15 protein-coding genes are annotated in these 18,547 nt (G+C 54.1%); 5 read left to right on the top strand and 10 right to left on the bottom strand.

The features are described 5' to 3' along the window. Window positions 1-8 precede the first annotated feature (8 nt). On the bottom strand, window positions 9-746 hold the full coding sequence (locus MJ643_RS28645; protein ID WP_247727187.1) for a metallophosphoesterase: 738 nt from the start codon (window positions 744-746) through the stop codon (window positions 9-11). 266 nt (window positions 747-1,012) lie between these two features. Between MJ643_RS28645 and MJ643_RS28640 the strand changes: the two genes are divergently transcribed. Further along, a complete protein-coding gene (locus MJ643_RS28640; protein ID WP_038410322.1) occupies window positions 1,013-1,489 on the top strand; it encodes a helix-turn-helix domain-containing protein in 477 nt (158 codons plus the stop codon). Window positions 1,490-1,662: 173 nt separating this feature from the next. Here the strand turns inward: MJ643_RS28640 and MJ643_RS28635 are convergent, their stop codons facing one another. From MJ643_RS28635 to MJ643_RS28625, 3 genes are all read right to left on the bottom strand, one after another. Beyond that, on the bottom strand, window positions 1,663-2,763 hold the full coding sequence (locus MJ643_RS28635) for an XRE family transcriptional regulator (protein ID WP_038410321.1): 1,101 nt from the start codon (window positions 2,761-2,763) through the stop codon (window positions 1,663-1,665). A 2-nt stretch (window positions 2,764-2,765) separates the two neighbouring features. Next, entirely contained in the window at window positions 2,766-3,389 is a 624-nt protein-coding gene (locus MJ643_RS28630; RefSeq protein ID WP_038410320.1) for a hypothetical protein, read from the bottom strand. Between the two features lie 543 nt (window positions 3,390-3,932). After that, on the bottom strand, window positions 3,933-4,235 hold the full coding sequence (locus MJ643_RS28625; protein ID WP_038410319.1) for a hypothetical protein: 303 nt from the start codon (window positions 4,233-4,235) through the stop codon (window positions 3,933-3,935). Window positions 4,236-4,423: 188 nt separating this feature from the next. On the opposite strand from MJ643_RS28625, the gene MJ643_RS28620 reads away from it, so the two are divergent. Next, window positions 4,424-4,750: an NUDIX domain-containing protein gene (locus MJ643_RS28620; RefSeq protein ID WP_321029171.1), complete on the top strand. Its 327-nt coding sequence runs from the start codon at window positions 4,424-4,426 to the stop codon at window positions 4,748-4,750. Window positions 4,751-4,932: 182 nt separating this feature from the next. On the opposite strand, the gene MJ643_RS28615 is transcribed toward MJ643_RS28620, so the two are convergent. From MJ643_RS28615 to MJ643_RS28590, 6 genes are all read right to left on the bottom strand, one after another. Then, entirely contained in the window at window positions 4,933-6,483 is a 1,551-nt protein-coding gene (locus tag MJ643_RS28615) for a histidine kinase dimerization/phosphoacceptor domain -containing protein (protein ID WP_038410318.1), read from the bottom strand. Between the two features lie 600 nt (window positions 6,484-7,083). Then, the gene (locus MJ643_RS28610) at window positions 7,084-7,533 is read right to left on the bottom strand and encodes a hypothetical protein (RefSeq protein WP_144241802.1); all 450 of its coding nucleotides are present in this window, start codon (window positions 7,531-7,533) and stop codon (window positions 7,084-7,086) included. A gap of 252 nt (window positions 7,534-7,785) precedes the next feature. Beyond that, a complete protein-coding gene (locus MJ643_RS28605; protein WP_038410317.1) occupies window positions 7,786-8,151 on the bottom strand; it encodes a hypothetical protein in 366 nt (121 codons plus the stop codon). A 525-nt stretch (window positions 8,152-8,676) separates the two neighbouring features. Continuing rightward, the gene (locus tag MJ643_RS28600; RefSeq protein WP_038410316.1) at window positions 8,677-10,374 is read right to left on the bottom strand and encodes an ATP-dependent helicase; all 1,698 of its coding nucleotides are present in this window, start codon (window positions 10,372-10,374) and stop codon (window positions 8,677-8,679) included. Further along, on the bottom strand, window positions 10,371-12,326 hold the full coding sequence (locus tag MJ643_RS28595) for an AAA family ATPase (RefSeq protein ID WP_038410315.1): 1,956 nt from the start codon (window positions 12,324-12,326) through the stop codon (window positions 10,371-10,373). Before MJ643_RS28595 ends, MJ643_RS28600 begins: the two co-directional genes overlap by 4 nt. Window positions 12,327-12,659: 333 nt before the next feature. Next, entirely contained in the window at window positions 12,660-13,388 is a 729-nt protein-coding gene (locus MJ643_RS28590) for a metallophosphoesterase (protein WP_038410314.1), read from the bottom strand. Between the two features lie 1,305 nt (window positions 13,389-14,693). Here MJ643_RS28590 and MJ643_RS28585 point away from each other — a divergent pair. From MJ643_RS28585 to MJ643_RS28575, 3 genes are all read left to right on the top strand, one after another. Further along, window positions 14,694-16,325 (top strand): AAA family ATPase, encoded by a 1,632-nt coding sequence (locus tag MJ643_RS28585; RefSeq protein WP_080963482.1) that lies wholly within the window; start codon window positions 14,694-14,696, stop codon window positions 16,323-16,325. Next, window positions 16,318-17,151 (top strand): hypothetical protein, encoded by an 834-nt coding sequence (locus MJ643_RS28580; RefSeq protein WP_049870842.1) that lies wholly within the window; start codon window positions 16,318-16,320, stop codon window positions 17,149-17,151. Before MJ643_RS28585 ends, MJ643_RS28580 begins: the two co-directional genes overlap by 8 nt. A 510-nt stretch (window positions 17,152-17,661) precedes the next feature. Beyond that, window positions 17,662-18,189 (top strand): hypothetical protein, encoded by a 528-nt coding sequence (locus tag MJ643_RS28575; RefSeq protein WP_196304899.1) that lies wholly within the window; start codon window positions 17,662-17,664, stop codon window positions 18,187-18,189. Window positions 18,190-18,547 lie beyond the last annotated feature (358 nt).

The raw sequence follows: 18,547 nt of genomic DNA, 5'->3' as shown, positions 1-18,547 counted from the left end.
TCATGGCCTCATCTTCTCAAGAGTTGAGGCCTCCACGAAACCCGGGGCGATTCAGTGGATTCGTTTGGGTAACCACGAGGATTGGAAACGACGCGAGTGGAGCCCACCTGTGCGTCTACAGCCTTGTGGGTGTGGCCGAATACCCACACGTCAGCCTGCAGTACCAAGCCACGCCATTGATTGGCAAAGGCCGACATCACATGGCCGTCATTCCTCTGGCCCGTAACTTCCACCATCGGCGCATGATGGGTGATCACCACAGTCTTCCCACCGAAAGGAGTGCTGAGCTGAGCCTCCAACCAGTCACGCGCTATGTGGTTACGCTTGACCAGATCATCCGGCCTGATTCGGCGATGATCTTCTGTACGGATCTTGCGAAAGTCATTCATGGAATCGCTCACAATCCCTATGGCAAGTAGCTGGTCACCGCTGCTGGTGAAGTCCGTCCAACCGGTCGTCCCGATAAACCGAACATTGCCGTGAACGAACACCTCGTTCTCCAGCACACGCGTGTGGGGTGCAGCAACCGCCTTCATCTTCTCCAAGGTACGGTCAAGATGGCCGCCATAAAATTCATGGTTACCCGCAACGTAGAGACACAGGCAGTTGAACGCCTCGTTCGCCCACTCGACGCCCTTAACCCGCGTAGAGATGTCTCCTGCCAAAATCACCACATCAGCATTGACCATCGGTGGGGAGAATGGGTCGAACTCGTTATGTAGATCGGAATAAACGAGGAGCTTCATGCTTAGCGCTAGCCTTGGCGTTTGTTCAACATTGATCGCAGGAGGCTCGACACCGCGCGATGCCACTTCGATTAGCATCCAACTCGATTTAGCCGTAAATTGATTCATTGACGACCCCAACTGAACACCCAGCGAGCGTCCTGTCCGCTGGCTGGCCCTGTACCAGGCGCCTCCATCCACAACGGGGTAATCCGGAATTGAAAACTATACGGTGTAGAGCCGTATCACGCAACATGGCTACATACTCGCCTTTGGGCGGCGAATAGATGGACATCAAAGTAGCGTTTGCGGCAGCGCTCAGGGCGATACGCAGCAGCAAAGAGCTTTCCCAGGAAATGGTCGCCCGCTCCACAAGCCGCCCATATGTAGGCCGACTGGAAAAGGGCGAGTCTGCCCCTACCTTGGACAAACTGCAGGCGCTGAGCAGTGCACTAGAGGTCAGCCCCCTTACCCTGCTGGCACTTACCCTGGCTACGCAGGACGATCAGCCTACCTCTGCTTTGCTATCTCGCTTGAAGCAGGAACTCGTCCAGTTTGAGAAATCAGGCGGAATGGAAATGCTTGGTGACCAGATCGTCAACGGAGAGCTGGTATCAAGACCACGAGGAACTCCCCAAAACGCGGACAAGCTCGCCGAGGTACTTAGGCATAAGGCCGCAGGTTTCACGCAGAAAGAAACCGCCGATCGCTTAGGGATGAGCACGTCGACGGTAAATGACATGTGGAGGAAAGACAGTGCTTAGGTCGGCGCTATGAGCAACGCGCTCGATTGATAACCGCATCATCGAGCACTTGCTTGCCACACTGCTCATAGCAGTAATCTCACTAGACCGCCTAAGCTCTCCAAGTCTTATTTTGGCCTCGTATACCTCAACCACTTCGAACGGACATCAGGTTAACGAGACAGCACAGCCCTTCATTTCACCAAAGACAGGGGAGCCGCAGGTACTTTGAGCATGAAACGGTCGGTGACCAGCGAATCAGTAAGCCCTGAATCCTTCAGGATCAAACGCCAACTGGCATGATCCATGAGATCAATGGCTTTCTGAACGAGCGTAGGGCACTCCATCTCAATGCGCTCATCCAGCTCCTCACGCTTGGTGAAGCCGTTACGATTGAGGTAGGTGAACCCCGACCTGGCCTGATCCTGGGTGATCAGGTTCAAACTCTGCGCACGATAGATAATGGCCTTGAAGCTCACTTTCCATCGCATCTTGAGCTCTCCCAAGGCCGACCAATTCAGGTACTGGCCTCGCATCGGTGGAAACTCACCACCAAAACTCGCCCGCGGCATCAACAAGGCACTGGCGAACTGGTTTGCCTGAGCCTCTGTTTCTCTGCAGCCCGTCTCAATGCCTTGATGCATCACAAGATGACCAAGCTCATGCGCCAGATCGAAACGTTGCCGGCATGGATTCTCCTTGGCAGTATTTCGAACGATCAGAGGGCGTTTGTTGAACAGTGAAAAGGCATCCACGCGATCATCTGCATCCGCCAGGCTGACCACGAGTACACCCGCACTTTCGAGTAGCCGCGTGATGTTGGCAATCGGGCCGATCCCAACCGAAAGCTGGCGGCGGAAACCTTCTGCGGCTCTTTCGATCACATCATCACCCGTAATGGGTTCCTCAAAGGGATCGAAGCCGACCTTCGGAAAATCCACCTCCTTCTCAAGCTCGGTGAGGAGCATTTCAAAAAGCTCGACCTGGGAGGCAATGCTTTTTTTTACCGTCTGAGTGGACGAGCGAAGGCTGCGAAAATGACACTGCTCCAGCTCGACGGAGCCACGCCTTGGACTGGAAAGAAAAGCCTCCGTCACCCCGAGCGCTTTCGTAATTAGCTCCAGCTGCGTTCTGTTTGGAACCGCGTTGATTTCAAGCTTATGGGCGTATTGTCGGCTGACGCCCAGCAGCACGCCCAGTTCTGCGAGGGAAAGTCCCGCAGCGCATCGAGCCAATCGAAGCTTCTCTGGAGAAAACTCATTCTCAAAAGAGAGCTGGCCTGTTCTGTCATCCATTATCACTGTTCATCATTATCAGGTGTCTTGGCACCGGAGTTGTCCGCATCTGCGCCTTTCGGCTTACGCATGACTTTCGCCTCCGGCACGTCAACAGGTTGGTGCTGCTCCATGGCCCTGACCGAGACGCCATTGTTTTGCTCATGTTTCCAAATGCAAACGACGTCGTGGCTGGCATCAAAGCCCACCATGGCTACGTTGATCTTCGGAAATTCCAAATCGTATGTGCTCGACACGTACACGCGCCACGTGCAGACCTCTGGGGAGACTTCAAAAATCGAGAGCTGATGCAGCTCGATCGGGTTGGGCCTGGTGCGATGAGCCTTCTTGATGGCGAAGGGGTCGTCGGTGACAATTTGAAGCAATACCCCGTTCAGCGAGACCGTGAAGTCCAGAGTTGCATTGCGAAGCTGAAGCCAGGGCATGGTCTTGTCCGCGGCCAAGGTCTTGCACAGGCCTTGTTGACGGCCAAAAAGCAGCGTACCCCGCGTGTAGGGTGTGTCGTACTGACCACTGGCATCTTCGAGAGCGCTATACGCCACCGAAGCGACCTCTTGGCAAAACCTATCGACATACTCAGGGAGCAGACGAGGTTCGAATTGACTGGGGTGTTGGTTAACGATCATCAAGCCATCCTCAAATTCTGCAAAAACTGAAATATGTCAACTTCGAATTCTATGCAGATTTTTCGATGTGTCAACCTACGCAACTGAACCTCCCCCCTGAGCCTGCTACGCTGAGGGCAGCTCACTGCGCTGCTGCGCATTCGGATTGCTGAAGTGAATTCGTACCTGCGAACTGGCGCCTGCCGGCTGTTTTCATCGTCGCTGGATCACTCGCGGATCCGCATGATGATGGGGAGTGGAGCGCCCCACCTCTCGATCGCCCATGCCTGCCAACGCGTCAGCGTGTTGATCAACAAGGGTCGATCAATGCTGCTCACCAAGGTAGTAGGAGAAGGCACATCACTGGGCCAAAGCCCGACGTCCAACAGAGTGACATCACCGAGGCCTCGGGCACAGGAGGAAGGCATTAGGACTGAGAACAACCGCTAAGCTCGGTTCACGGCCAAGCGCTATGGATGCACTGCCTTACTCAAAAGGGATCGACCTGCGTCCTAAATCCTTCGCCACGGTCGCCCACTCACCATCGAATCTAACGACGACGGCTTACACCGACCGTGCGTTGGCTAATGAGCGATTAGGCAGTTCATCCTTGGCCAGCCATCTCGCTCGGCCAATGCCCAAAACCAGTGATCGCGTCATAGACTCACCTTGCCTTGAGTCAAACGCCTCCTCATGCAGAACCATTCCGCTCTTCGCGTATACGCCTATGAACATCTGCGTGTTGCCTGTTCGCGACAGACGTACTTGAACATCTACCATCGTGCCGTCATCGAGCATCTCAGCATGAGTGCGGTGGTGAAGCGTTGGGTCAGCCCAATCCCAAAAAATGTCACCGCGTATGCGCATACCGCTCTCCTACGACTTTAGTATTAGGCAGGTTTAAATCACACGATAGTCCAGGCCAAACCCCACGCAGTCCAATTGCCAGTACGCTTGGATCATTCCGACGGCTGACAACCGTTGCTTCCAACCGTCGAGTTTTCGTATGAACTTTGGCGCATTTGTATGGCCTTCCGTCAAACGGAGGAAGCATCATGAACCAATCGAGAGAACTCCATTCCACGGTCATCTGCCTTCAAGCTGACGAGGTGTTGCTTGTACGAAAGGAGTCAACCGAATGGTCACTGCCAGGAGGAAAAATCGATCCGGGTCAGACCCAGATTGAGGCTGCTCGCCGTCAATTGGACGAGGAAACGGCTTATCGCTCAGCGAAGCTCAGTTCCTGGGCCATCATGTGCTTGAAACGGAAGAGCACTGGTTGTACCGGATTGTTGTACCCCGCTCCAGGGAGCCCCACCCTGCACGCGAAAAAGTTGAGTGTCGCTGGATCTCGATTCCTGAGCTCAACCAAACTCAGGTAAAACCAACAAACGTTGAGGTGCTGAGACGAGAGGGAATTGTCACCCTGAAAAAATGAAAGTGCCTGACGCGTAAAAAGACTACCCGAAACACTTTCCGATCTTCAGCTACAAGGCCGACGACGTGCACGCGGTTTTGGTGAGAGCGAAACTGATCACCAGAATTTCCACGTGCCGGCCCCTCTCTAAAGCTTGAACCGCACGTGAATGGTGCTGTGCTTTTCTTTGCGGTCGACCGTGATCGCTGTCCCACCATACCCGGAATAGCTCTTGATCAAGCGCATCCCTAGGCCCGTGCCGCTCGGCTTGGGGTACGATTCAGGGAAGCCGTCCCCTTCATCTACTACCGTAATCAGGGCGTGATCTTCAATACCCTTCACGCTGACCGTAATTGTCCCCACTCCATATTTCAGAGAGTTGGTGATCAGTTCCGAAATGACCAGACCAAGCGGTGCCATTCTCTCTGGCGGCAGAATGAAGTTGTCAGCATTGAGAATGATTCTTCGATCAGACAACGCCTTGCTTAGATCACTTAGCAGTGCCGCTAGGTAATCCGAAGCTCGCACATCTTGCGTACCAGCGCTTTGATAAAGCCGCTCATGAACACTAGCGATCGTGACCACCCGCCCCGCCGCCGCCTGCAGTTGGAGCCTTACCGCCTCATCCGGTGTCAGGTTGGCCTGTAGAAGGAGCAGCGTATTGACCAGGTGAAGGCTGTTCTTGACCCGATGATGGATCTCTTCCAGGTGCAGGTCGGTGGTGGTCTGGCGACTGTTCTGAGCTTCGATCAGGGACAACAATTGAGCTTCGTAGCTATGTCGCTCGGTAATATCTCGGGAAACTGCGATCAGTTTATCCACGTTGCCATCCGTGCCCAGGATAGGTGCCACGGTGACATCCCACCATTTCGGCTCGGCGTTAGCCGTGGGGCAATACGCCTCGAAGCGTATGGACTCCCCGTTTGTACCTTTAGTCACGGCGTTCTGAACAAGCCCTTTAGACTCGTCCGGCCACAACTGCAACCACGACAAGCCACGTACCTGTGCAAGATGACCAATTTGCATGAGGCATATGCCGGCGTCATTCATGAACTCAATTTCGCCATTAGCGGTTAGGATCTTGACGCAGTCCGGGCTGGCGTTGAGCATGCTTTCCGAATAGGGATTGACAGGTGGCACATTGGCCAACTCACTCAAGCGCTCTACCGCCATCGAGATGACGTTGGAAATCCCCTCAAGGAAAACCAGATCGCTCTCAATGAAGTCATCGCCATCACTGCTGTCCGCTTCCAGGACACCAAACGGCCCCAGAATGCCTCGAATCGGCACATTGATCGCACGCTCGATACCGTATTTCTTCAGCAGTTCAGGTGTCCGAAAACGGAACTCCTGACCCAGATGGTTCGACAAGACAGGCCTGTACGTAGCAATGGCGTAGCCAGCAGGGCTGGCCACATCGCCACCTACCGTGGCGTGACCGATATCCGAGTCGTCCCAACCGACGCCGTGGGACAGTAGGAAATCATCGCTTTCAGGAATCGGCGTCAGCACCTTGGCAAACCGCGTTTCCATACCCTTCGCCACAGCAGTGCAGGCTTGAGTGAGCAGCGCATCAAGGTCTGTCGATTTGAGCGACATGACACCGTATTCAACGACGATCCCATGCTGCCGGTGAAGCCGGGCGTGCGACTTCTGCAAGGCAGCACGAATTGTTTCGTCAGGGGGTACCTGTTGCATGGGTTGATCCCGCGATTCGATGACCAGGCATGCTGGTGGATAGTGTAGAGCCGCACCTGATAAAGGTTCACCAGCAATTGGGCACTTTGTCGTACCGTTTACCACCGCAGGTCACCCCGGCGCAACGACGAAAGCTTTCTAAGCGCTAAGGAGGACAGACAGAGAGTTGGCAGAACATGCACATCACGGACATACACATGGCTGAAATGCTGAATGGCACCAACTTGGCCAACGGGTTCTGGCAACACTGTACAAATCTGTCCGGGAGACTGACCTCCGGGCACAGTGATCAGGCGTTATCGAAAATCTAAAGTCAGTGTCGGACAGCACCTGGGGACTTTAGACTGCCAGATGAAGGCTGCCGCGAGGGGGGGAAGGCACCGATATCGTGACAGAAAAGATCTTCACTCATGATCTGTTTAGTCCTACTGCTAATCACCAGAAAGCGTTGCAGACTGCGGCTCAGGTAATCAAAAAGCGAAACGCGATGCGCTTGGGAGCACATCCGTACTCCTTTCGCTCAAGTGTGTAATCGATCGGCGCGAATGCTCATGCTGGCTAACGCCGTTCCCACCGCAAATCTGCTCCATCACCTGTAACTTATGTTTGCAACAAGGGCCAGCAGCCGCGCTGGCTCGGGCTCATGCGAAGCACGCGGCACATTTTCGATAACGCCCTAAGCGCCGGCATTGATATATGCTTGCGGGCTCCACGCCCACCCAGCACGTACACCATTTCCTCCGCTTCAAAAAAGCAGTCTTCGTACTTCCTGAGGAAACCCGTAAGCAGGACACCCCCCTGCCTTGTACCTCGGGTGTCAAACAACACGCGCTGGGCGTAGAGCAAGACCGGTTGTAAATTCCTGGCTTCGATGAGCGCCTGGTCACGCTCACTTACCATGACGTCCAGAATTAACCACTCTCGCACCACGCAGTACTCCTGATCTGCAAACTCATCCCGTACCGCGGCTAACAACGGCTCATCCGCAAGACCAGATCCCATCAGCATGCGCGCAGCCCCGTAAAACACATCTTCCAACAGCTCGTTCACCATTCCACCCCAGCGCTTGCGCTCTGCATCTTGCGCGCGGTTGGCTTGCCGAATGCTTTTGCGCTTCGCTCACTCATCACAGTCTCTGCTTCCTCTTACGTTCTGCCCTGCTTCAACCGGTTGAGCAGGTGCCTGATCATCATGTTCCGGAGCACATCCTGTGCTGCCTCATCGGCGGCGGGGCCAGCAAGGGGCACGCCCAAAAGCAATGTTCATCACCCAGCTTTAAGTGAACGCTGCTTCGAATCTAGATCACTGCAGCGCGTAGAAAGGGCCCAGCTCGCCGTTTTGGTAGTACCAATGAGCAACCACGTAGAGCCCTCCCGTGTTCGCCTCAATGACTAGGTAGCCGGCCTGCTGAGATCGACGTGCGATAGGCGGCGTATGGGAAGGAAGCCCCTCCGGGAAATCATGCCGGTGATCACAAAACATCAATCCGGTCATCCGCCCTCCCCGCTCTAAGGCACAGGCCAAAAATCCAACAATCGAGTCATCAGGGATCGCGTCCTTTGCGCGCTGAATGACCCTGGGCAACCGAAAGAAACGACTGTTTTCTCGCGTCGCGCCAAACGTCTTGATCATGTAGCTCGCGTAGGCGTCCACCGGCTCCCTGCTCATTTAAGATTCTCTGGATTCGTTTAAGCCGAAAATTGGTTCGCTCACATCTGTACCCACACTCCGCCGGCCACTGCCATGCCCGCTAACCAGCGGGGGCAACCGTACAGCGAGTCGGGCAAACCCTTGATCCGCCTATGAATAATATAAGGCGTATAGCCGGAATCCGCAACAAGGCTAATTAGTCGCGCTGGGCTAAGGGCTGTGCGTGCAATAAAAGGGGTCACCCTGAAATGTTGCCCGCTTCACCAGCCGGCCTGGGTTGGAATGCTTAGAGGAAGGAGATCCAGTCCTTTATTGGACGGATCGAAGCGCCCAGCGAAGCCATGGATATGAGCCCATGCTGCTGTTCACTCTGCCCATGGCAGAGCAGAAAAAGCCTGGCCCTACGCAGACGGAGACGGCTGAACATATTGAGACGGGAGCAGTAAGCCCTCGACTTGCCCCCGTCGGGGCCCTAGAGGCACCGCTCCGCGATGACAACGACTAGATAGAGAGAAATCCATTGGCGCTATACGGATGCGCATATCAATGCTCAGGGCCGCACAGCTCTCCAGGTGTTTTCGGGCAATTCTGCCAGCGGCAGACATAGTCGAGAAATTCTCGATGCCCGGTTCGCTGCTCCCGCCAGGTGCTCAGGTTAAGCAGGTTGGCGCGATGCTCTGTCGTGGTCACCACCAAACGTCTCACTGCCCTGGAAACGCCAACGAAGAACGTGCAACGCACCTCTCGCTGATCCCTGCCCCAGTACGCTTGATCTTCCACGCCTAATAGCACCACGGTGTCAAACTCCAACCCCTTGCTCTTGTGTACCGTAAGTATCCGGATCGATTGATCATCGGACAGCTGCGCCAACGCTTTGAGCAGGTCAGGCTCTCTGGCCAGGGCCTCGTCGATGTACTTTTTCACATCGCGAATCACCTCTTTGAGTCGCTCCCTCGATTCATAATCATGCGAAAGTCCAGTCAGCAGACTGACGCCGACCATCGACAGAAACTCTTTCAACAACGCCCAGCGCTGGTCATAGCACTTCGAGGCGAGATCTGATGCCGCTAACTTGCGAGCCTCTTTGATGAATCGACCCCAATTCGTACGTAGCGCTCCATCCGCATCATCTTCCGAAGGAATCAGACGTCGCATCAAGCGAGTCCAGGCCATGGGCTCTCGTACGCCATACACGCACAGCAGGTAATCAACCACGACCAATGCCATCGGCTCTGTCGCGATGTCTTGAAGCTGGCTTTCGTTCCGGTAACCGATCCCCCAACTGTCCAAGGCTGCCGCCAGTCTCACCGTGTACGCTTCCGGTTGATTACGCACCAGGATTGCGATGCTGGCCGGCGCTATGCCATCGGCATTGATCCAAGTGACTATTTGCCCAGCCAAACTTAACGCCTCATCCTCGCAGCTCTGGTAAGCCTGTACGTGGACTTCCCCACCGTCCCCGGTGAGCATATCCGGTGGCATCTCTGAGCCAGGGTCAAGGACTTTTACGATCTCGCTCTGAAGCCGGAGAAGCTGCGGTTGAGACCTGAAGTTGCGATAGATGTTGAGGTGCAAGGCCGAGAAGTCGTGCTCAAAACGTCCGAACACTCCGTCCAAGGCCCCTGCCCATCCCATGATTTTCTGCTTTTCATCCCCTACAGCCGTCACACGGCGTCCTGATCCGGCAAACAGTCGGTGCAGCAGTGCGTACTGCTCATCCGTGCAGTCCTGAAACTCATCGAGGAACACATCACTGTAGGTTTGCCGGATGGCCGTGACCGCCAACGGATAGGCATCAAGGATCTTGATCGCCAAAGGAATCAGTGCCGAGAATTCCGTCTGCTCGGGGTGCGCCTTCCCTTTCACGACCAATTTGTAGCCGACATTCAGCGCATCCTCACCTGTCAGCACGGGTCGAAATCGATCAACAATCCGCTTGGCGAACGCATGAAAGGTATAGCTATCGAAGCGACCTGCGTAATCCGCCCCACATCGGCTGAACACCCGTTCACGCAGGTTGTTACTCGCATCTACCTTGAAGGCGATAGCCAAGATTCGCTTGGGATAGCGGCAGGCACCTGTCGTCAACAGAAAGTCCGCCCGCTGTGCCAGCAACTCAGATTTCCCGGAACCTGGGCCTGCCGTCAACGCCACACACCTTTGAAACTCCCGCACGGTCATTTCAGCATTGGGCTCCAGCACGATGCCCTCAGACGACCGCCACTCCTCAGGCTTTATCATTCGTGAAGCGCCTCGACTCGCATGATCACATGGTCAACCAAGCGCGACAGGGAGGCCGGCATCGCTTTGAGAAGCTCCTCGTCCGTGAGCTTTGAAAGCGCTTCCAAATGGGACTTGGGCTTACTGTCCAACTTGAACAGCTTGTGATACGCAATGAAATGCTTGCGTTGCAATGGCGTGTATTGGGTTGGCTTGAAGCAGCTCTCCCCGAGCACCGATTTCACCTGGTTGACCTTCGGCAATGCCAAGTCCGTTGGTGAGAGGCCGAACGCCTTGGGAAAGGCCACTAGCATTGAGAAATCCAGATCCATCGGTGATGAGAAAAACACGCCCAACGGTTCTAGATCCTGCACGTAATTCTTGTACTGCGGGTTCTTTTCCACATCCAGCAGAGGGTATGTAGGGTTGTCCCATTTGGGTAATTTGGAGACTTGATCTTCCGTTAGGTACGCCACAGTGGGGCGGTGCTTCATCAGTTCGGTCGCGACGTATTTGATACGTCCCCATCCGCCCCCATGCCGACCGACATCAAGATCCAACAGCGTCACATAAGGAATGTTCAGCCCGCTCAACAGGCGCCAGAAGTGGTTGACGTGTCGCCCACCGAGTGGAGCGATAGTCACCGCTGCCTCATCAACCATCAGCCTTTTGGCGGCCAGCAGGCGCGGGAGCACGATCTCCTCACTGTCACCCTCTCCCAGGATCACCAGACGAGAGAAATACAGCTCAGGGAATGCCTGCACGGCCTCCCTCACGAACTTGTATGACTCGCCCTTGGTGTCTGGCGGCATCGTAATGGTTGAGACCACGGTGCACCGCGCGTCATCGAGCCTCAGATAACGAATATCGGTCGGCTCAACACGTCGCAGCATTGAAGGTGCATGCGTGGCGATCAACGCTTGCGCGTCGAACGCATGAGGGTCACCCACCAGCGTCTTCAGCGAAGACACGATGCGTCCGAGGTAGTGCGGTGAGAGACTGTTTTCAGGCTCTTCCAGGGCAATGATCGTAAAGACGGCAGGTCTCAGCTTTTCAATGTCAAACGACTCGTCATCGCCGCCAAGTACAGAGCGCCCGATAGCTTGGGAGGACAGCACCAGTGTTAGGTACAGCATCGATTTCTGGCCGTCACTCAACCTCGAAAAATCGACCTGCTGCTCACCGTGCCCGGGCGTGAAAGACACCGACAAATGCCGGAGCAACGACTCGATCTCGGTTGCGACGAAGGTCAAGCTTGGATCTTTGAAAAACTTCCCTTTGTGCAACGCCTTCCAGGCGTTGGTGATGCCGGCACCAAGGCTGACCACCGAGCGATTATCACGCAGGCTCTGCGAGATATCGGTGGTCAACTGGCTGATCTTCTCGCGCTGGTCTGTCCAGTTCACCGCACGGAGCAAACGGCCCAACAACGCATTCGCGCCATAGGTGATGTGCTCAGCGGGATCTCGGCGTGCCGGCAGGTAATGCACCTGAATCTGCGTCCGCTCATCTCGCGGGACGGGCACCGTCTCAATAGGGATGCCGCTCTCGTCGACATCCAGGACATAACGCAAACTCTGCTCAATCTCGTCCTCAAGGCCGATAGAGGCGTCCAGGCGATACCTGACTCGTGGCACTCCATCAAGGTCGTCAAGGCGCATGTGGCCGAAGTGACAAGGGATGGTCGGGTGCTCATTTCCGCCGTCAGTCAGCTCGGGAAAATGGAAGTCCGCTTCAATCCAGAGCGCTCGCTCAGCCGGCACATCTTCCTCGTCATGCGGCACGAAGAAGTCGGATCGACGGAGTCGCCGTTGATTGGGGTCAAATGAAAACAGGCGGCATAGCGCCTGCAGCGTTGCGGTCTTGCCAGAACCGTTTGGCCCGATGAGAAAGGTAAGACTCTCCAGATCAATCGTCACCGGCTTCACGCCAAACGACTGGAAACCACAGACGCGAATGTACTTGAGCTTCACGACACGAATCCCTTCAGACTGACCACGCTCAGCGACCTGGGAACTCAGGCCTGCCGTTTTAGATGACGCTGCAGCGGGCCAATCCTAGCCCAGGCAATCGCCTCATGATAGCCAGACAGTGGCACAGCTTGTAACTGGATTTACACGCGACAAGCGAGGCCAAGATGTGTGCAGAGCCAACGCTTAACGCGAACCTCCAGCTGCCGTTCTCTACACCTCAGAAACTCCGGTCGCCGGTCAAGCACTAGTCCTACCCGAGCTCATTGTTCTGCTCTTGGGTGCAGGGATGGGCCGATGGCAGGCTCATATGCCTGCACCTGCTGGGGCATCCCGTCAAACCTCAATGATGAAGTCCGAGTAAAAACCCGTGCGCTCGCCCGGATAACCACGCGGATTTGAGAGGACACGGCAGCCCGAAATGACTGTGTCGACCGCATGATGAGTGTGGCCGAAGATCCAGGCGTCAGCCTCGGTAATCAGGTCATGCCACTCATTGAAATAGGCGGCCCCCAAATGCCCTTCATGACCATCGCCTGCTAACTCTCGGAGCGGGCAGTGATGCGTGACCACGATGGTGCGCCCCTCAAATCCTTTGGCGAGCTCTGTGACCAAAAATTTCCGCGCGGTGATGTTACGAGCAATGAGGTCTGCAGGACGCAGTTTGCGGTAACCCTCGCCTATGCGGATGTATTTGAAATCATTCATCCATTCCGCACACACCCTCATGGCAGCTTGGTAGTCGCCGGTAGCCGTAAAATCTGTCCAGCCGGTTGAGACCAGAAACCTGGTTTCGCCAAGGATCAGGGATTGGTTGTCCAATACGTACACATGTTCTGCCGCCGACTCGCGCATCTTCACTAGCGTTCGATCCAGGTGGCCCCGGTAAAACTCGTGATTGCCAGGCGTGTAAATCACCGGGCACTTGAACGCTTCATTGGCCCATTTCACGCCTCTGTCCTTGGTCGAAATATCGCCGGCCAGGATCACCACATCCACGTCATGAGCCGGAGGCTCAAACGGCGTGAACTCATTATGCAAGTCGGAATAGATGAGCAGCTTCATGCCTGCGATGTCGCCTCTTCAAAGCAATGACCTCAGAACTGGAATCCAGGCCCCGCCAAAACGCGGATGGAAGCAGACAGGGTATCCGCAAATGAATGCTATATGAATCATAACCGAATCTTGCAACACTCTAGCCGCTCATCTCGTGGCTAGCAACGGATGGTTAACTCCCTTGAAGGCCTTGGTAGTCAGAGCCAAGCCAGTAGGGGACGACCACTGAGCCTCACCGTAGCAGCTACCGCACCACACACGGTCTATAAAAGCGGAGCACGCGGGCGTGTGGATCGGAGGTTCAAAGGCAAAGCGCTTAGGGGGAGCTGGGCTGGGTTCACAAGAGCTAGACTGAAGGCGGCTGCACCGTCACGCTTGAAAGCATCTTAACCTCCAAAGCCCTGTACTAGACGAAACGGTGTGGGCTTTCCTGTGGAGATTTGGCTGGAGCAAGGGATGCGTTATCGGGGGCAGGCGGTTTGGAGTTGGGCAGATACGGAGATGCAACACCACACGCACGAGAAGATACTCAGCAGCGGAGCACACTTGGACAACCAAGCATGACTGTCGCGTCGCGATGACACTCAATTGCTCATTGGCGTTTACGAACCATCGGGGCTCGCCCTCCTGGAAGAGGCATGTCATGCAAGACCTCATCAGACGATGACAAGAGTGAGGACTGGGAAGCGGCCCGCGAACGCAAGCTTGCCCAAAGCAGGTCTCCCTCATCGAGGGCACGCTTGAAGGTTACCGAATCGAGGACAGAGCTATGACAGACCAAATCCAGCGCCTAGACGACAGCATCGAACAGCTCGGTCGCCTGGCCGATGCTCTGGAAAGTCAGGTAATGCAATGCCCTACCTCACGCCTTCGGCTAATCACCTGGCTTGCTGAATGGTTCAAAAGCGCTTCTGCCATCGCAGGGGCCGAAGGGAACCTACCCAGCTTGCCCGAAACCTTGATATCGGCATACGCAGCTTGGATTCATAAAAGTGACTGTAAGTAGCCAAGTAAAACGACCATCTGGTGTCAGGCCAGCAGGCCGCTTCGTCTCGCTGTTTAAGCCGCTAATGCCTGCTGAACGAAGTTAATCAGGAAGCTGTAGTCGGCTTGTACTCTGGAATTGGTTAAGCCCATTACCTCTACCCTCCATGCCCTGCGCCACTGATCAGAACGTGCAGATTGCGCCTGAGCGAGAAATTGGGCAGTTGAGGCATCAATGCTCATGATATCATTTGGCCACAACACAACTGTGCGCCGCTAGCAATCAGCTACGTAGCCGAAACGATCATCGAGCGATCAACACCGAACAGCATGAAGACTAAACACCCAGCACCGATGCAACATGTCACCGTTCGTTTCGCTTATCAAAACCAAGCGAGTGTTGACTTAAGTCATCCGGACATCTACATCATCCCTAAGCAAGGGGGACGGAACGACTCCATGTTTGGAATGGGTTGTTCAATTTCGTTTAGGACTAAAGATGGCTATTTCGAAACCTTTAACGGCCACTGTGCCGTTCAAGGGTTCCGCAATTTAATTGAGTTCTTCAACAACATAGTACAAAGCCCTGAATCGGTAGACGCACGATCACTTAAAGTCCCATTCAGAACGCTGTTGTCTGACAGTAAATCTTACAATATACTGCACATCATCTTCGGCGCCAAGCGAGCAAGAGAGCTATTAACAGCCGTTCAGGACATTGCTGTGGCGACGGCGTTCCACGCTCCCTGGCGCGGTTTCACGTCTTCGTCAGAATTTTCTTTGGGCTTCATCAGATCAAGCGAAGCTTATTTCGCGTTCCGTCGGGCAAAGAGAATTATCCAAGGGTTAAGTATCAAGGCAGCGGACGCACGGCAGACTTTCAGTGCAGCCTTAATCGGAAAAGGGCCAAACGTTACTTTCAACTTTCTTTTTGACAAGTCGAATTTCTTCCGAGGGAGAATTTCAGTCATAATCGGCCAAAACGGGTCTGGTAAAACTGCATCCCTTGCAAAACTGGCACGCGGGCTGGCGGACACAAAAAACAAGAGCGTAGAAATCACTAATCGCCCAGATCTTAACCAGGTTCTGGCCTTCATTCACACCTCATCACGCCGCCAGTTTACCCCTGCCTCAGAAGCAGGCATGGGTAGAGCCCGGATATTCACGTTCAACCCCGCTACCCCCAAAAAATACGACTCGGTGCCTATGACACAGCTGTTGGTCGATGTTGCCCGCAGCCTTGGCCCGATGTACAAATCATTGGACATTTTCCGAGAAGTCCTCGCTGCTGAATTCCCAAATTTACAGCTCTATATTCCGATCGGCCCTCCTAACAATAACGAGCCCAGTTCTAACAAGCGGGACGGTCATGCCAATTTTGAAGATTGGATGAAGGGCGGAGAATTCAGCCAACTGGAACAGATCGCACAGATTGATCACGCCCGTCCAATTAAATTTGTCGACGAGCGCGGTACCGAACGAGCCCTGAGTTTGGGGCAGCAGTCGTTTATTAACTTTTGCCTGATAGCACTTGCAAACGCCGGCCCTTCTTCCGCCTTTATTATTGATGAGCCTGAAAACTTTTTGCACCCGAATCTTATTTCAAGGTTCATGCGAACGCTCAACAAAATCCTAGAGGCAACTCAATCTATTGCAATAATAGCCACTCACTCACCATTCGTAGTTCGCGAAGTTCAAAGTGCTCAAGTGCATGTCATGTGGGAGTCCGAGGGGTTAATAAAGGTGAGCCACCCTCGCCTCCAGACCCTGGGAGCCAACGTAGCGTCCATTTCTAACGAAGTGTTTGGCGACGATCTTCCCACCCACCTTTATGAGGAGCTTCTCGTTCATGCCAAAAATCAGAGCAGCACATTTACCGAGGCCTTGCAAAAGTATTCGGGGGAGCTAAGTACTGAAGCATTGATGCTGCTCCATAAAAAAATGGATAGAGAAAATGCGTAAAATCCCGCTGCCTGCCGTAGATGACATTGAAAACCTGCAGCTTCTTGAGGCTTCAAAGTCCGATAATGCGCAAGCCATCGTGGCGCACATGCCGGCTATGAGAGACCGGTTTGCGGAATACGATCGAGGCTGTGGTAATCCGTGGCTGGTTGATATCGATCTGCGATTTGAGGATAAGAAAGCCCATTTGCAACATCTCTACACAAGCCCACCCTTGGCGTTGGGTTTTATAGAGCAATTAAGATATTCGCTGGCGGGCGCCTGTCCGGTGTGCGGGGGGCGAGGTGTTGGCACTCTGGATCATTACTTGCCCAAAAGCTTTTATGCAGAGTTTTCTTTCTACTCCAAGAATCTGGTGCCTGCGTGTTTCAACTGCAATACGAAGAGAGGTAACCTCACCAGAGGTACGCTTGACGGCGAGCGCCCAATTCACCCTTATTTCGATGCCTTCGCAGAGCGCAGAATCATGCTCATCGTGATCTCGCCTCCCTGGAAGGCACCAGAGGTCAATGCTGTCCCTTATGATGTCACAGGCGCTGAGCTGGTAACTGCAAAGTGGCACATCGACAACATTATCGTTCCAGCAGGTTTCCACAGAGAAATCCGCGACCTATGGGGCTCAATACTTCTCGACCCCTATGCTTATTTTGATGACCCGACTGACATCAATGCTGTGATCAGGGTCTTGCAGCGCTGGCAGAGGGTTGAGGAGGCATCCGACCGCTCCCTCAACGGATGGCGATCCTGTTTCATACTCGGTTTGAGCATGAATTTGGAAGCACTGCACTACATTGCGGGACTTCCTCCCGCCACTCCCCCCTCTTGACGTCCGTGATGCAGCGGGAGTATCTCCCGCTGCCAGAACTTGTGAACGCCGAACACCAGTTCACCTTCACCGCGTCTATTCAGCGCGCCCTTTCGGTCTTCAGCAATCCCATTTGCTGCCATTGCGAGCTTCCGGACGTGGTCACGAAAAATGCCTCAAAATGACAGGCTGACCTTCCTCATCCAGCAATCGAGGCGATGGGCTCAAAAGGCGCGATCCGAACAATAAACCTGGCGACGATCAAAAAATGAGCGACTTTCTGTGACATGCATCACAGCCCTGTATATTTTTCGAATGCTAACCCTGTAAATTCAAAAAATACAATGTCGCAGCAGGAGACTCAGAAATGAGTGAGCTTAAGACTTGACGTACCCAAATTTAAGGTTGGCCGGCTCTGGTATTCACTCTAAGATTGACATCCCCTGCTCAACATATTTCGATGCCAGCGGAAGATAAAGCGGGCTCTGCCTGTTTCGTACGGTGGAACGAAAGCCCATAAGAGAATGGAGTATGGAAAGCGCTGTAGCAGAGTACCTGCGAGACAAGAAGGATCTTTTGCCGTCCCTTTACGATTGGAAATTTGATGATGCGCACGCTGCCAAGCTCTTCGGAATTTCCTTTGCGGGCCAGGATTGGTTCCAGAAAACCCTTGAGCTTAAGGAAGGCCTTCGCTCACGTGTGCGGTCTACCGCCTGCATCACCGTGCATGGGGACATAGCGACCTATTTCATCAAAAAATGGGGAGGCATAACACGCTTTTCCAAAGTATCCGAGACGCTGGAGCTGTTCGCTGAGTATCAAGGACAGAAGCTGATGCCGCTGGACTTCAAGCCGTCCTTCGAGCGCATCAGCAGCTGGTCGAAATGGGCATCGATCGTCTGCTCCGAATGGGCATGTATCTACGATGCTCGTGTGGCGAACTCGCTGAACGCTATCAATTACCTCCAGGGCATCGGGCATCCGATCTTTCCGATGCCAGAGGGCAGGAATACTAGATTGCGGATGCTGGACGTCACGACACTGCTTCTCAATGCCTGAAATCGGGTGAGCCCAGTGATCCCAAAAGCTTGAAGGCGCGTCATTTTCTTCCAGATCACGATACCTACGTGTCGTATCTGAAGCTAGTAAGAGGCGTTAGCATGCAGCTCTGGAATGACACCAACCATATTCATGAGGTGGAGATGCTGCTGTTTTCATTGGCTGATCGTCAGATCTACCAGGACGTCTTTGACAGGATTGCTAGGAAGAAAACTACGCAACGGCATTCCGTAGTGTGTTGACCTAGCCTCGACGGTGTCCGCTTAACTGCGATCCCTCATCAATTTCTCCCACTCACAAAATTAGGGAAATCCTGAAAAAGACTTCCTGATTTGGCAAAATCCCCGGACACCAATCG

The sequence above is a fragment of the Pseudomonas sp. PNPG3 genome, from assembly GCF_023093815.1.
GTDB classification, from domain to species: Bacteria; Pseudomonadota; Gammaproteobacteria; order Pseudomonadales; family Pseudomonadaceae; genus Aquipseudomonas; species Aquipseudomonas asiatica.
The sequence above is the reverse complement of the archived record's forward strand: the minus strand, read 5'-3'. Positions and strand labels throughout refer to the sequence as shown.

Excerpts from the sequence above, each read along its gene's own strand:
- MJ643_RS28590 (WP_038410314.1), bottom strand. The coding sequence starts at position 13,388 with ATGAAGCTGCTCATCTATTCCGACTTGCATAATGAGTTCACGCCGTTT.
- MJ643_RS28645 (WP_247727187.1), bottom strand. The coding sequence starts at position 746 with ATGAAGCTCCTCGTTTATTCCGATCTACATAACGAGTTCGACCCATTC.
- MJ643_RS28620 (WP_321029171.1), top strand. The coding sequence starts at position 4,424 with ATGAACCAATCGAGAGAACTCCATTCCACGGTCATCTGCCTTCAAGCT.
- MJ643_RS28625 (WP_038410319.1), bottom strand. The coding sequence starts at position 4,235 with ATGCGCATACGCGGTGACATTTTTTGGGATTGGGCTGACCCAACGCTT.
- MJ643_RS28600 (WP_038410316.1), bottom strand. The coding sequence starts at position 10,374 with ATGATAAAGCCTGAGGAGTGGCGGTCGTCTGAGGGCATCGTGCTGGAG.
- MJ643_RS28605 (WP_038410317.1), bottom strand. The coding sequence starts at position 8,151 with ATGAGCAGGGAGCCGGTGGACGCCTACGCGAGCTACATGATCAAGACG.
- MJ643_RS28630 (WP_038410320.1), bottom strand. The coding sequence starts at position 3,389 with ATGATCGTTAACCAACACCCCAGTCAATTCGAACCTCGTCTGCTCCCT.
- MJ643_RS28580 (WP_049870842.1), top strand. The coding sequence starts at position 16,318 with ATGCGTAAAATCCCGCTGCCTGCCGTAGATGACATTGAAAACCTGCAG.
- MJ643_RS28640 (WP_038410322.1), top strand. The coding sequence starts at position 1,013 with ATGGACATCAAAGTAGCGTTTGCGGCAGCGCTCAGGGCGATACGCAGC.
- MJ643_RS28575 (WP_196304899.1), top strand. The coding sequence starts at position 17,662 with ATGGAAAGCGCTGTAGCAGAGTACCTGCGAGACAAGAAGGATCTTTTG.
- MJ643_RS28615 (WP_038410318.1), bottom strand. The coding sequence starts at position 6,483 with ATGCAACAGGTACCCCCTGACGAAACAATTCGTGCTGCCTTGCAGAAG.
- MJ643_RS28585 (WP_080963482.1), top strand. The coding sequence starts at position 14,694 with ATGAAGACTAAACACCCAGCACCGATGCAACATGTCACCGTTCGTTTC.
- MJ643_RS28635 (WP_038410321.1), bottom strand. The coding sequence starts at position 2,763 with ATGGATGACAGAACAGGCCAGCTCTCTTTTGAGAATGAGTTTTCTCCA.